12 protein-coding genes are annotated in these 13,556 nt (G+C 68.9%); 5 read left to right on the top strand and 7 right to left on the bottom strand.

The window, feature by feature from the left end:
- Nucleotides 1–91: 91 nt before the first annotated feature.
- Entirely contained in the window at nucleotides 92–907 is an 816-nt protein-coding gene (locus REH65_RS14955) for an SAM-dependent methyltransferase (protein WP_281457863.1), read from the top strand.
- Nucleotides 908–1,062: 155 nt separating this feature from the next.
- Here REH65_RS14955 and REH65_RS14960 read toward each other — a convergent pair whose 3' ends face one another.
- From REH65_RS14960 to REH65_RS14975, 4 genes are read right to left on the bottom strand one after another with little or no spacing between them, the layout of a single operon-like run.
- Nucleotides 1,063–1,689, bottom strand: a complete 627-nt coding sequence (locus tag REH65_RS14960; RefSeq protein ID WP_281457864.1) for an ATP/GTP-binding protein — start codon at nucleotides 1,687–1,689, stop codon at nucleotides 1,063–1,065.
- Nucleotides 1,670–2,227: a DUF742 domain-containing protein gene (locus REH65_RS14965; RefSeq protein WP_406692883.1), complete on the bottom strand. Its 558-nt coding sequence runs from the start codon at nucleotides 2,225–2,227 to the stop codon at nucleotides 1,670–1,672. The genes REH65_RS14960 and REH65_RS14965 overlap by 20 nt, the downstream gene beginning before the upstream one ends.
- 7 nt (nucleotides 2,228–2,234) lie before the next feature.
- Nucleotides 2,235–2,672, bottom strand: a complete 438-nt coding sequence (locus REH65_RS14970; RefSeq protein ID WP_281457866.1) for a roadblock/LC7 domain-containing protein — start codon at nucleotides 2,670–2,672, stop codon at nucleotides 2,235–2,237.
- 56 nt (nucleotides 2,673–2,728) lie between these two features.
- Nucleotides 2,729–5,845, bottom strand: coding sequence for a nitrate- and nitrite sensing domain-containing protein (locus REH65_RS14975; protein ID WP_406692884.1), 3,117 nt, complete (start codon nucleotides 5,843–5,845; stop codon nucleotides 2,729–2,731).
- A gap of 690 nt (nucleotides 5,846–6,535) precedes the next feature.
- Between REH65_RS14975 and REH65_RS14980 the strand changes: the two genes are divergently transcribed.
- The 3 genes from REH65_RS14980 to REH65_RS14990 all read left to right on the top strand — a co-directional run bounded on the left by REH65_RS14980 (nucleotide 6,536) and on the right by REH65_RS14990 (nucleotide 9,209).
- On the top strand, nucleotides 6,536–6,952 hold the full coding sequence (locus tag REH65_RS14980) for a DUF485 domain-containing protein (protein ID WP_281457868.1): 417 nt from the start codon (nucleotides 6,536–6,538) through the stop codon (nucleotides 6,950–6,952).
- Complete coding sequence (locus tag REH65_RS14985; protein ID WP_406692885.1) at nucleotides 6,949–8,547, top strand: cation acetate symporter; 1,599 nt, start codon at nucleotides 6,949–6,951, stop codon at nucleotides 8,545–8,547. Before REH65_RS14980 ends, REH65_RS14985 begins: the two co-directional genes overlap by 4 nt.
- 296 nt (nucleotides 8,548–8,843) lie before the next feature.
- On the top strand, nucleotides 8,844–9,209 hold the full coding sequence (locus tag REH65_RS14990) for a hypothetical protein (protein WP_406692886.1): 366 nt from the start codon (nucleotides 8,844–8,846) through the stop codon (nucleotides 9,207–9,209).
- A gap of 66 nt (nucleotides 9,210–9,275) precedes the next feature.
- On the opposite strand, the gene REH65_RS14995 is transcribed toward REH65_RS14990, so the two are convergent.
- Complete coding sequence (locus REH65_RS14995; RefSeq protein ID WP_406692887.1) at nucleotides 9,276–10,928, bottom strand: FAD-binding dehydrogenase; 1,653 nt, start codon at nucleotides 10,926–10,928, stop codon at nucleotides 9,276–9,278.
- 246 nt (nucleotides 10,929–11,174) lie between these two features.
- Here REH65_RS14995 and REH65_RS15000 point away from each other — a divergent pair, with 246 nt between their 5' ends.
- Nucleotides 11,175–11,567 carry a peptidase inhibitor family I36 protein gene (locus REH65_RS15000; RefSeq protein WP_406692888.1) on the top strand — a complete coding sequence of 131 codons (393 nt, stop codon included), beginning with the start codon at nucleotides 11,175–11,177 and terminating at the stop codon, nucleotides 11,565–11,567.
- On the opposite strand, the gene REH65_RS15005 is transcribed toward REH65_RS15000, so the two are convergent.
- A complete protein-coding gene (locus REH65_RS15005) occupies nucleotides 11,561–12,646 on the bottom strand; it encodes a glycosyltransferase family 4 protein (protein WP_406692889.1) in 1,086 nt (361 codons plus the stop codon). The two genes, REH65_RS15000 and REH65_RS15005, sit on opposite strands and share 7 nt — an antisense overlap.
- A complete protein-coding gene (locus REH65_RS15010) occupies nucleotides 12,643–13,554 on the bottom strand; it encodes an alpha/beta fold hydrolase (RefSeq protein ID WP_406692890.1) in 912 nt (303 codons plus the stop codon). Before REH65_RS15010 ends, REH65_RS15005 begins: the two co-directional genes overlap by 4 nt.
- Between the last annotated feature and the right edge of the window lie 2 nt (nucleotides 13,555–13,556).

The following is a 13,556-nucleotide window of genomic DNA, read 5'->3' on the forward strand; positions in this document are numbered from 1 at the left end:
CAACACCGGTATGGCTGTTTACCCGCCGCAGCCACCGGCATACTGTTGGTACGAGATCGTTCCCCACGAAGCAACCGAGCGGACCCCTCCCATGGCTGACGCACCTCCCCCGCAGATCGACACGACCAAGCCCAGCATCGCGCGGGTCTACGACGCGTTCGTCGGCGGCAAGGACAACTTCGACGTCGACCGCGAGGTGCTGCGGCAGATCCAGCAGCTGGCACCCGAGGCCATCCAGGTCGGCAGGCAGTGCCGGAACTGGCTGATCCGCGTCGTGCGCTTCATGGCGGGCAACGCCGGCATCGACCAGTTCCTCGACCTGGGATCGGGCCTGCCGACGGCGGAGAACACCCACCAGGCGGCGCAGCGGCTCAACCACGAGGCGACGGTCATCTACGTCGACAACGACCCGTCGGTCGCCGCGCACGGGCGCGCGCTGCTGGAGGAGAACGAGTACACGCACTTCGCGGTCGCGGACCTGCGCGATCCCGAGGCGGTGCTGGGCCACGAATCGGTCCGCAAGTACCTGGACCTGGACCGGCCGGTCGGGTTGATCCACAGCAACACGCTGCACCACGTCACCAACGACGAGAACCCCGCGGCCATCATGCGCACCTACCTCGACGCGCTGGCCTCCGGCTCGTACCTGGCGATCTCGCACCTGCACAACCCGGCCGACGGCAGCTCCCGCGCGAAGCTCGCCGAGGAGTCCGAGGTCAAGTTCAACTCGATGATGGGCAGCTGCTTCTACCGCAGCCGCGACGAGATCCAGGCGCTGTTCGACGGCCTGGAGATGATCGAGCCGGGTCTGGTCCACCTCTTCGACTGGTGGCCGGACGGCCCGCGCCTGACCGAGCCCTCGGACGGCGAGTACAACCTGCTCGGCGGCGTCGCCCGCAAGCCCTGAACCCCGGCGAATCCCCGGGGCATCCCCGAATTCCGGGAACCCCGAGCTCCAGAACCCGGATTCGAAGGGCGCCTTTGACGGCGGGAGGGGAAGTTTTCATGAAAACTTCCCCCAAAACCCCAAAGGCGCCACCCGATCACATGGCCTGGCGCTGATCACATGGCCTGGCGCTGCGTCCAGTGCCGCATCGCGTGCTCGACGAGCGCGATCAGGGTGCGCTTGGTGGATTCCCGATCCCGGGCGTCCACCGGACCGATCGGCACGTCAGGCCCGATCGCCATCGCTTCCCGCACCTGTTCGAGCGAGTGCAGCATCTCGCCGTCGAACATGTTCACGCCCACCAGGTACGGCAGGCCCCGGTCCTCGAAGAAGTCGATCGCCGAGAACGAGTCCGCCAACCGGCGGGTGTCGACCAGCACGACGGCGCCGATGGCACCGCGCACCAGGTCGTCCCACATGAACCAGAACCGCTGCTGCCCGGGGGTTCCGAACAGGTAGAGGATCAGGTCCGAGGCCAGCGAGATGCGGCCGAAGTCCATGGCCACGGTGGTGGTGGTCTTGTTCGGAGTGGCGTCGAGGTTGTCGACGCCCTGGGAAGCCTCCGTCATGACCGCTTCGGTGGTCAGCGGAACGATTTCCGAGACCGAACCGACGAACGTCGTTTTGCCCACACCGAACCCACCCGCGACGACGATCTTCGCCGACGTCGAGCTGGTGCCACCCCGGTTGGCAGCCTCCGGCATGGAGCCGAGCTGGGGCGCGCTATAGCCGACGGAGTCCACTCAAAACCCTTTCCATCAACAGCATGTGTGGTGCGCTACCGCTTTCGCTCACCGTGGTGTGCACGGTAATCAATCCGAGTTCGGCCATGTCGGCCAGCAGTACGCGGGCGACCCCGATCGGCACCGACAGCAATGCTCCCACCTCGGCCACCGATCGCGGTTGCTGGCACAGCTCGGCGATCGACTGGTGCTCCAGCCGGACCGGTGCGCCGGGTCGGTAATTCTCGCCGACCGAAACCAAGGTTTCGATGGCCAGTTCGTAGTTCGACTTCGTCCGGCCGCCGGTCCAGGTGTAGGACCGGATGCTGGAGGCCACAGGGGTTTCCGGCACGGCGTCCGCGGGATCCTGCGACACCGTGCGGGCGCGCTGGTCCAGATCGTCCTCGCGCGAGGGGCCCGATGCCGAGCGCTCGCGGCGCTTGTCGCGCTTGGGCGGCTTGGCGCCGAACGCGAACGCGTTGACGACGTCGGCGAAGGTGTCGTCACCCGAGTTCTGTCGTCTTCGGTCGCGGCGCGGGTTGTCCGAGCGTCTGCTCATCGCGTCCTCACACCAGTTGGCCCGACGCAGCGTTGTTGCTGTTCTGCAGCTGGCTGCGGATCTCCGGGGTGAGCATCTGACCGACGCGCTCGACGAGCATCGTCATCTCGTAGGCGATCAGGCCCATGTCGCACTGGGGAGCGGCGAGCACGGTCAGGCACGAACCGTCGCTGATGCCCATCTGCAGCAGCGTGCCCCGGTCCATCTCCACGATCGTCTGCACGACGCGACCGGCCTCGAAGCACTTCGCCGATCCCTGCGTGAGGCTCAGCAGACCAGAGGCCACGGCGGCGAGCTGATCGGCACGATCCCGCGGCAGCGTCGCCGACGCGGTGAGCACGATGCCGTCAGCCGAGACCACGATCGCGTGCGCCACTCCCTGCACGCGTTCGGTGAAGTCCGTGATCAGCCAGCCGAACCTGCGGGAAATAGTCTGTGCGCTCATGCAACCTCCTGTTCGTTGCCGAGATGATCACGTGTCTTCTCCAGAGTGTCCACCACTCAGCCCTCGTCGCTCATCCGGTGACGGCCTCGGCTGACACCGCCTTGGAAGTCGGACAACCTGCTGCGCAAGGCGTTCGGATCGCGTTGGAGCCGTCGCGGCTGCTGGGGCTGCTGCGACTGGTCGGACACGCTGCCCGGGACGAGGTTCGCCTTGGGCTTGCGCCGCGGAAGACCGGCGCTGGTGAACGACGTCTCCTGGGGGTTCGCCGCGGCTTCGGCGGCCTCGCGGGCCTTGTCCGCGGCGAAGTCCCAGGCCTGGGCCTCCGCGGTCTGCGGGATCCAGGGCTTGGCCTCGGGCAGCTCGGGCGCCGGCTCGGACGGGTCCGGCGGCCACGCCTTGAAGGCCGAGTCCGGGTCGGTGCTGCCGAACTGGACGCCGCCGCGCGCGATCTGCTTGCTGATGTCCTCGGCGCTGCGTCCCGGCGAGGACTCCTGGGAGGTGCTCCCGGCCGGTTCGGCGGGCTTGTTCCGCGGCTTGCGCTGCGGCAGGCCCGAGGAGGTCAGCTGCGGCTCGTCGTCGGCGTCGGCCGACGGTCCCGAGGTGAACAGCGCGGAGTCGCCGTCCTTGGTCTCGGGCCAGTGGAACTCACCGGTCTCCGACACCGAGTCGGAGGCGGCGGGCATGAACCACTGCCCCGCCAGGTCGTTGCGCACCGGCTCGGGCGCGGGTTCCGGTGCCTCCTCGGCCGCGGGCTGGTCGTAGTCCAGGGAGGAGCCGAAGAAGCTGCTGGTCGGCGCGTCCTCCCCGCCCGCCGGGGCGAAGAAGTCGTTCGACTGGCCGCCGGCCGGCTCGAAGAAGCCCGTCCCGTCGAACTGCCCGGAGCTCTCACCCTGGTCCTGCGGGAAGATCGGCTCGAACAGGCTCGTCGGCTGGTTGGCGTTGTCGTACTCCGGGCTCCCGACGTCCTGGGCCCCGAAGTCCTGACCGCCGAAGTCCTGGGCCCCGAAGTCCTGACCGCTGAAGTCGTGCGCGCCCGAGTCCTGGGTGCCGAGGTCCTGGGCGAACGACGGTTCCTGGGTCTGCCAGCCGCCGTCCTCCGGGCGGTTCCGGTCGGGCCTGCGCTGCGGGAGCGGAGATCCGGCCCCGGCGAGCGATCCGGCACCGGGAGACGTGCCCGGGTTGTGCAGGCCGGGCAGCGAGTGGCCGTTGACCTGCGCGGGCTGCGCCGACGGCGGCATCTGCGACGGTCCCGGCTGGGCCGAGACCACGTGCTCGGCGGGCACCAGCACGGTGGCGCGCACGCCTTCGACGTCGGGGCCGCCGTGCAGCTCGACGCTGATGCCGTGCCGGGCGGCCAGGCGCCCGGCCACGAACAGGCCCATCCGGCGCGAGGTCGAGATGTCGTCCTCGGCGACGCGAGCGAGCCGCTCGTTGGCCTCGGCCAGGTCCTCGTCGCCCATGCCGATGCCGTTGTCGAGGATGTCGAGCACGACGGTGCCGTCGCCGGACTGGTAGCTGGAGACCGTGACGACGGTGTCCGGCGCGGAGAAGTTCGCGCCGTTGTCCATCAGCTCGGCGGTCAGCCGCACCAGGTCGCTGGCGGTGTTGCCGCGCAGCTTCACCGACGGGGTCGGCTGCACCGCGATCCGCGGGTACTGCTCGATCTCCGAGACCGCCGAGCGCAGCACGTCGGCGAGGTCGGTGGGCTGGGTGAAGCGGCGGGCCAGGTCGCTGCCGGACAGAACCATGAGGTTCTCGTTGTTCCGGCGCATCCGGGTCGCGAGGTTGTCCAGCTGGAACAGCCGGGACAGCTGGTCGGGGTCTTCCTCGTCCTGCTCCAGCTCCTCGAACAGGCGCAGCTGGCGCTCCAGCAGGGCCTGGCTGCGGCGGGAGACGCTGACGAACGCGTCGCTGTAGCCGCGGCGCAGGTCGGCCTGCTCGACGGCCAGGCGCAGCGCCTGCCGGTTGACCTCGTCGAAGGCCCGCGCCACCTGGCCGACCTCCTCGGTGGTGGTCACCGGCAGCGGCGGCACCTCGGCTTCGGAGCCCTTGCCCTCGCGGACCGCGGTGACGGCTTGGGGCAGGTCGTACTCGGCGGCGTCGAGCGCGCCGATCCGCAGTTCGCGCAGCGAGCCGAGCAGCTGGCGGGTGATCATGATGATCACGCCGGCGGCGGCGATCAGCGAGGCCAGCAGCAGCACCGAGTCCCACCCGGCGCGGTCGCTGGCATCGTCGGCGAGGCCCTGGGCGATCGAGCGGATCTCGACGGCGAGCTCGCCGCGGCCGCCTTCGATGGTGGCCGCCGAGCCGTCGCTGGAGCTGTTCCAGGCCTCGCGGCTGACGGAGAAGCCGCCGCTGGACACGTCGTCGGTGCTCTCGCTGATGATCGCGGCGAGCATCTGGTTGCGCTGCACGATCGCCGGGACCTGCAGCTGCTGCTGGAGGCGCTGCTGCCAGTGCTTGGCCACACCGGAACCGGCGTCGTTGATCTTGGACAGCAGCCGGGCGCGCGATCCGGACAGGTTGTCGAGCGTGGCGGCGTCCAGCGAGCCCTCGTCCAGCCCGGACAGCACCAGGGACTGCTGCAGCCGGACCTCTTCGGTCAGACCGAGCAGGTCGGTCATGGCGGTCGCGCTCGACGAGATCCGGGGGTCGGCGACGCTGGTGGTCAGCGCGCGGTCCAGCGCCAGCGCGGCGCGCACGGCCTGGCTGTAGGCGCCGATGGCCTGCACAGCGGTGACCCGGTGGGCCTGCACCCCGGCCCGGACCGCGCCGAGGGCGTCCAGCGCCCGGCGGGTCTCGTTGAACCGCTCACCGACGACGTCGGTGTAGACGTCGTTGTCGGTGATGACGCCGCGCAGGTCCTCGGCGGCCTTGTCGGTGGCCTTGGCCTGGTCGGTGAAGGCGCCGATCCGGCCGTCGCCGACCAGGGAGTCCACGGCGTGGTTGCGCTCCTGCTGCAGACCGCTGAGCAGCGGCTCCACCTGCTTCTCGGCGTCGAGCACCTGGGCGACCCGGCCGTACTCGTCGGCCTGCTCCACCTGCCACTGGATCTGCCCGACACCGAGAGTGATGGCGAACAGGACGGGCACCAGAACGACGGCGGCCAGCTTCGTGGGCAGCGACCAGTTGCGCCACTGCAGGAAGCCGGCGGGCCGCCGGTCCCCGCTCACGAGCGCACTCCCCGTGCGTCTCCGCGCTGGTCAAGCAGGCGTGTCGAACTAGGCGTAGGCGAACGGCGCATGCGTGCGGTCCCGCAATCGTCGTGCTGATGGTCAGGGGTGAAAGGCGGGCATGCGGGGAGGGCACGACGCCGGGGAACCAACTGAGGACTCCACGACTTCGAGATCTTGTCGATACTCAGCGTCACCGATGGCTTCCCCGGCCGGCACATTCCGGACACTGGTATCGAACCGTGACCCTTCCCGTTCGCACGACTACCTCTCAGTGCCCAAGCACTATATGCCCCCTGCGCAAGGAAAGCACCGGGGGCTTTTTCGCAATGTGCTACGCCAATCAGGCGAGATCACGCCGAGTGTCCGATCAGTTCGGGAGCGCTTCACGCAATTTCACCCGTTCGGACTAAAAGGAGGCCGGAACTCTTCTCCGGAAGACGATGTAACGCCTGGTCAGCGACTTTCGATCTTGAAACCGTAGGGCGCTGACCTGGCCTTACCCGCCGGTAACCGAGAGTTGCCCACCCGTAGCGGCCTGTCGGCCCCGCTCCTGCTCAGACGGGTGAAATGGAAGTTGGCAGGTGGCCCTCCCCACAGTGTCGATAGAGGTAGAACAGTGGTAATAATTGCCCGCCTCGGCCAGCTCGGCGACCCCGGCAGGCACACCCTGAAGTCCAGGAAGGATGCATGAGCAACGCAACGCAATCCGCGCTGCGCGGTTCCCCCCGCGAGCCCGGAAATCAACGCGCGGCGTTCGGCGGAATCGAGAAGAGCGCGGTTCGCACAACCGCCGACCGGCCCGATTTCACCGCTATCCAGCAGAGCGCCGAATTCCGCAGCCTCCGCCGTCGACTTAAATGGTTCGTTTTCCCCGCGACGGCGTTTTTCCTGATCTGGTACATGAGCTACGTGGTCGCCGCGGCGTACTTCCCCGAGGAGCTGGCGCGCACCGTCTACGGCGAGGTCAACGTCGGACTGCTGCTCGGCATCGGGCAGTTCGTCACCACCGTCGGGCTGACCACCCTCTACGTCCGGTTCGCCCGCCGCCACATCGATCCGCGCGTCGACGAGATCCGCGAGCAGGCCGGAGAGTTCGACCGATGAACCTTGCCCAGAACACCGTCATCCCCGACGACAGCGTGATCATCAACACCAGCGTCTTCGCGGCGTTCGTGCTCATCACGCTGTTCATCGTCTACCGCGTCAGCAGCCGGGGCACCGCGGGCGACTACTTCGTCGCGGGCAGCGCCTTCAGCGGTGTGCAGAACGGCGTGGCGCTGTCCGGCGACTACCTGTCCGCCGCGTCCTTCCTCGGCATCGCCGGGGCCATCGCCATCTACGGCTACGACGGCTTCCTCTACAGCATCGGCTTCCTGGTCGCCTGGCTGGTCAACCTGCTGCTGCTCGCCGAGCGCACCCGCAACACCGGCCGCTTCACGATGGGCGACGTGCTCAGCTTCCGGATGAAGCAGCGCCCGGTCCGCGCCGCGGCCGCGACCTCCACGCTGGCCATCACCATCATGTACATGATCGCCCAGATCGCCGGTGCCGGCGGCCTGGTCGCGCTGCTGCTCAACGTGCACGGCCACTTCGGCCAGATGCTGGTGATGGCGGGCGTCGGCGCGGTCATGATGGTCTACGTGCTGGTCGGCGGCATGAAAGGCACCACGTGGGTGCAGATCATCAAGGCCACCATGCTCGTGCTGTGCGCCGTGCTGATCACGATCTTCCTGCTCGGCAAGTTCAGCTACAGCATGACCGAGCTGCTGCGCGCCGCCGCGGACAACAACCCGAACGGCCGCGCGATCTTCGCGCCCGGTGCCCAGTACGGCAAGTCCGACATGACCAAGCTGGACTTCATCTCGCTGTCGCTGGCGCTGGTGCTGGGCGTCGGCGGTCTGCCGCACGTGCTGATGCGCTTCTACACCGTGCCCAACGCGCGCGAGGCGCGGCGTTCGGTGGTGTGGGCGACCTGGACGATGGCGATCTTCTACATGTGCACGCTGATCATCGGCTACGGCGCGAGCGCCCTGGTCGGCACCGACGCGATCCTCGCCGCGCCGGGCGCGGAGAACTCCGCCGCGCCGCTGCTGGCCTACGAGATCGGCGGCACCGTGCTGCTGGGCATCATCTCGGCGGTCGCCTTCGCGACGATCCTGGCGGTGGTCGCGGGCCTGACGCTGACCGCGTCGGCCTCGTTCGCGCACGACATCTACGCGAGCGTGGTGCGCGGCGGTGAGGTCGACTCCGATCGCGTGGTGTGGGTGGCGCGCGTGACGGCGCTGGTCATCGGTGCCGCGTCGATCCTCGGCGGCATCCTGGTGATCGGGCAGAACGTGGCGTTCCTGGTCGGACTGGCGTTCGCCTTCGCCGCCTCGGCGAACCTGTCGACGCTGCTGTACACGCTGTTCTGGAAGCGGTTCAACACCACCGGCACGCTGTGGGGCATCTACAGCGGTCTGATCTCCTGCCTGCTGCTGGTGATCTTCTCGCCGGTCGTGTCGGGCGCGGAGGACTCGATCATCCCGAGCGTGGACTTCGCGTTCTTCCCGCTGAAGAACCCGGGCATCGTCTCGATCCCGATCTCGTTCCTGTTCGCCGCCATCGGCACCTTCGTCGGCAAGCCGGAGCAGGACGCCGAACGCCAGGCCGAGATGGAGGTCCGCTCCCTCACCGGGATCGGCTCGCGCACCGGCTGACCTGCGCGGATTCACCTCGGAGGGCGCCAGGGGACCACGTGTTCCCCTGGCGCCCTTCGCCGTTGCGCAACGCATCGACCCCGGCCGAGGGCTCACTCACCAGAGGGGTTGGCGAACGCCTCCCGAACGCTGCGCGTCACCGGCTTTCGTGACTGTTCCGCACGAATTCGCCTTACCCGATCGGATACTGCTGTCCTCCGGTTCCGATCCATAAACTGGGAATCGGCCCGACCAGCAACACTCCTCGCCGAAAATCCGGTCGAGAAAACGAACTGGGCGGGCCGTGGGGGTTCGTGATGATGCGCAAGCTTCGGAACTACCTGTTAGGCGTGGCGGTGGCCGCGATGGTGCCCATCACCGGGCTCGGAACCCACGTCGCGACCATCGCCCTCGAAATCAGGGACGCCCTGGTCCAGGCCGCGCACGCGGCCCCTGAGCAGGACAGGACCGACTTCCTCGCCTTCGGGACCCGGATCCGCTCCGAACCCGGCACCGCATCGTCGGTGCGCGGCATCGGAAATCCGGGCGACACCGCGACGATTCACCGCCGCGTGGTCGGCGAGAACATCGTGTGCGATGACGGTCGAACGTTGTCCGAATGGGTCGACGTCACCAACGAACGCAGCCACGTCTCAGGATTCGTGAGCAGCTGCTTCATCTAGGAATTGTCGTTTCAAGTGCGGGACCCGGCTCGCACCGCTGAGCAGAGCGGTCCCACACCGTGTTCGTCAGCTCACCGCGGCGGCTGCGGCTCTTCCGGCTTGCCTGCCGGAGAAGAGGCAGCCGCCGAGGAAGGTGCCTTCCAGCGCTCGGTAGCCGTGCACGCCGCCGCCTCCGAAACCGGCGACCTCGCCTGCCGCGTAGAGCCCTTCGACCGGCCGCACGCCGTCGGTGAGCACCCGCCCGTCCAGGTCGGTCTCCAGGCCGCCGAGGGTCTTGCGGGTCAGCAGGTTGAGCTTCACCGCGATCAGCGGCCCGGCCGCCGGGTCCAGCAGGCGGTGCGGTTCGGCGACCCGGATCAGCTTGTCCACCGCGTAGCGGCGGGCTTCCCGGATCGCGTTGACCTGCAGGTCCTTTCCGAGCCCGGAGGCCACCTGGCGGTCGCGCTCGACGATGGTGCGCTCCAGCTGCGCGGCGTCGATGTGGCCGTCGCCGAGCCGGTTCATGGCCTCGGCGAGCTCGGCGACGCCGTTGCGGACGATGAAGTCCTCGCCGCGGCGGACGAACTCCATCACCGGGCCGGGTGTCGCCCCGCCGCCGCGTTGCAGCAGCTGGCGGACGCTGCGGCCGGTCAGGTCGGGGTTCTGCTCGGAGCCCGACAGCGCGAACTCACGGCTGATGATCTTGCGGTTGAGCACGAACCACGTGTGCTCGTGGCCGGTGCGCACGATGTGCTCCAGCGTGCCCAGGGTGTCGAAACCGGGGAACAGCGGTGCGGGCAGCCGGTTGCCGTTGGCGTCCAGCCACAGCGACGACGGTCCGGGCAGGATGCGGATGCCGTGCTTGGACCACACCGGGGCGTAGTTGCGGATTCCCTCGGTGTAGTGCCACATCCGGTCCGGGTTGATGATCCGGCCACCGGTCTTGGCGACCACTTCGAGCATCCGCCCGTCGACGTGGTCGGGCACCCCGGCGATCATGTTCTTCGGCGGCTTGCCCAGGCGCTTCGGCCAGTTCTTGCGCACCAGCGGGAGGTTTCCGCCGATGCCGCCGGAGGTGACCACGACCGCCTGCGAGGCGAGTTCGAAGTCGCCCTTGGCCTTGCGCGGTGTCGGCCGGCCGCGTTCGGCGTCGCTGGGGATGAGCACCTTGCCGCGCACGCCGGTGACGGCTCCGCCGGTGGTCACGAGTTCGGTGACGCGGTGCCGGAATCGCAGCTCGACGAGACCCTGGGCCTCGGCCGCGCGGACCCGGCGCAGGAACGGTTCGAGCACACCGGGCCCGGTGCCCCAGGTGATGTGGAAGCGCGGCACCGAGTTGCCGTGGCCGCAGGCGAGATAACCACCGCGCTCGGCCCACTGCACGAGCGGGAAGAACTTCACGCCCTGCGCGGTCATCCAGGCCCGCTTCTCACCGGAGGCGAAGTCGACGTAGGCCTCGGCCCACTTGCGCGGCCAGTGGTCCTCGTCGCGGTCGAAGGCGGCGGTGCCCATCCAGTCCTGCAGCGCCAGCTCGTGCGAGTCGCGCACCCCGAGCCTGCGCTGCTCCGGCGAATCGACCAGGAACAACCCGCCGAAGGACCAGTGCGCCTGGCCGCCGAGCGAGGCCTCGGGCTCCTGGTCGACGAGCACCACCCGGCGACCGGCATCGGCCAGTTCCGCGGTGGCGACCAGGCCCGCCAGGCCCGCTCCCACCACGATCACATCAGCGTCCAGCGCCATCGCCGACCTCCGTTATTACCGACGGGTAGTGAGGGACTTTATACCTCAATCGTGGTGTATCCGGCAGGGATGGCGAGTCGATCGATCGCCGGATCAGAATGCGCTTCCACGCCTGCGAATCCACCCGTAGGTGGTGTATCCACCGAATTCGCTGGAAACGGGTGGACGGCCCCGCCAATCTTTCCTCAGCGCGGCGGATGACGTCGCGATCGGATCGAAACCCCCGCATCGAGAGGAATTTCCGCCATGCCAAGCCACGCCCTCGCCCACCGGTTCCGACCGTCCTTCGCGCTCGCCCTGGCGCTCGCGGTGGCGTTGTCACTGGCCGCGCTGCTCACCGGACCGACGGCCGACGCGACCGAGAACCGGTGCGCCGCAGGCTCTTTCTGCGTCTGGCCGGAACCCGGGTTCGGCGGCGAGACGCGCGAGCTCACCTTGCGCGCCACCGGCATCGAGCAGTGCGTCGCGCTCGAAACCGGTTGGGAAGCCAAGTCCTTCGCCAACAGCACCGGCCATCCGGTGACCGTGTACCAGGACCCGCACTGCGACGAGGAGGCCGATTTCGACACGCACCCAACGGGTTCGCAGACCCCGCAGGCCGAGTACGTCGCGCGGGCCATCAAGGTCTGGACTCACTGACGCGAAGTCGCGGCCAGCCCTCGCACCAGTTCCAGGAGTCGTTCGGCGGAGTTGTGCCAGGTGAACTTCGCCGCCTGGGTCAGGGCCGCCGCGACGAGGTCGGCGCGCACCGCGTCGTCCTCCAGCGAACGCACGGCATCGGCGAAGTCCTTCGGCCTCCCCGAGTCGAAGAACCGCGCGTGCCCGCCGGTGACCTCGTGGAAGATCTCCAGATCGCTGCAGACCACCGGTGTCCCCGCGTTCATCGCCTCGATGACCGGCAACCCGAAACCCTCGTCCCGCGACGCCGTCACCAGCGCGCTCGCCCGAGCCAGCAGCCGCTGGTAGTCGTCCTCCCCGATCCCCCGCCAGAACACCACGTCCGCCCCCGGCGGCACCTGCTCGACCAGCTCGGCCTCGCGCTGCGGCGCGATCCGGCTGACCAGGTGCAGTCGGTATCCCGGGAGGAAAGCCATGCCCGCCAGCAGCGTTTCGACGTCCTTGTACGGCATGAACGAACCCATGTACACGAGCTCGCGCGGCCCGCCGGCCGGAGCGTCCGGTGCGTCCTGCTCGGGCTGCTGCTGGGGCGCGTTCGGCACCACCGCGACCGGCCTGCGGGTCAGCCGGTGGCGCCGGATGAGCCGTCGCGTGGTCTCGCTGACGGTCACCACGGCGTCGGCCCGGTTGAGCATGACGCGCTGCGGCCAGAAGGCCTTGTGGTACAGCCGCCAGGCGACCTTCACCGGCTTCGGCAGGAACCCCGGCGGTTCCGGGTGCCGGTAGTAGATGAGGTCGTGCAGCGTGAGCACCAGCCGGTAGTCGCGCCGGAAACCACCGATGATCTGCAGCGGGCTGAACACCACGTCGGCCCCGAGCCGGTTCAGGGTGCGCGAGACCCACAGCTCGCGCGGCGAGAACGGGCTGTTGATCAGCACGTGGGGAACGCCGTCGGGCAGCAGCTCCAGCTGCCGCTCGTCGTGGATCAGCATCGTCACGGGATGCAGCCGGTGCAGGGCTTCGACGAGACTCGCACCGTAGCGGCTGATGCCGTCGTGCTGATCGGTGCGCGTCCAGCGCGCGTCGACCACGAGGTTCATCGCTGCTGCTCCGGGATCCCGGGAGTGCCGCGATCAGCGCGGTTGAGGAACCGCTGGATCTCGACCGCCGCGGCGTCGGGGGTCTCGTAGTGCACCAGGTGCCCCACGTCGGAGATCACCACGAGCTCGGCATCGGGCAGGCGTTCAGCCAGCGCGCGCTGCCCGGGCAGCGGAGCGATCTCGTCGTGCTCCCCGGCCACCAGCAGCACCGGCATCCGCAGCTGGTCGGCGTAGTCGGTCACGGTGTGCGTCACCGACGCCTGGAACGACTGGTTGACCACGGCGGGCGAGTGGAAGCGGCTGAAGTGCCGCAGGTGGTTGTCGTCGATGAAGCCGCGCAGCTTCTTGTCCCTGGTTCGGGTCATCGCCCGGCTGGCCGCCAGCACCACCCAGCGGTTGGTCAGCAGCGACCGCCCGGCGCGGGAGGGCAGCCGCTCCCCGAGCGAGTAGTAGGCGGCGGTCAGCCCGGCCACCGCGGCGTGCGGTCCGCGCAGCGCGGACTGCGCGATGGGATTGATCAGCACCAGCCGACGGATCAGCGACGGGCGCATCGCCGCCAGACGGGAGGACACGATCGAACCGAAGGAGTGCCCGATCAGCACGATCGGATGTTCGGCCGCACCGAGGCGGTCGAGCAGCTCGACGAGGGCCTCGGCGTAGCCGGTGACGTCGTGCTTGCCTGCCATCGGCCCGGAGTCCCCGAACCCGGGCAGGTCCGGGATCACGACGCGACGCCCCTCCAGACCTGCGGCGATGAGCTCCAGGCCGTGGTGCGTGCCGCGCAGCCCGTGCACGAGCAGCACCGTCTCGACCGAGGATCCCAGCTCCTCGCGGTAGATCCAGTAGTGCAGGTCGGAGCCGTTGATCCGAGCTACACGCTCCGCTGGGTGCAGATCAGGAAGGCTCATGG

It is taken from the genome of Saccharopolyspora sp. ID03-671 (genome assembly GCF_045278815.1).
In the GTDB taxonomy this organism is placed as follows: domain Bacteria; phylum Actinomycetota; class Actinomycetes; order Mycobacteriales; family Pseudonocardiaceae; genus Saccharopolyspora; species Saccharopolyspora ipomoeae.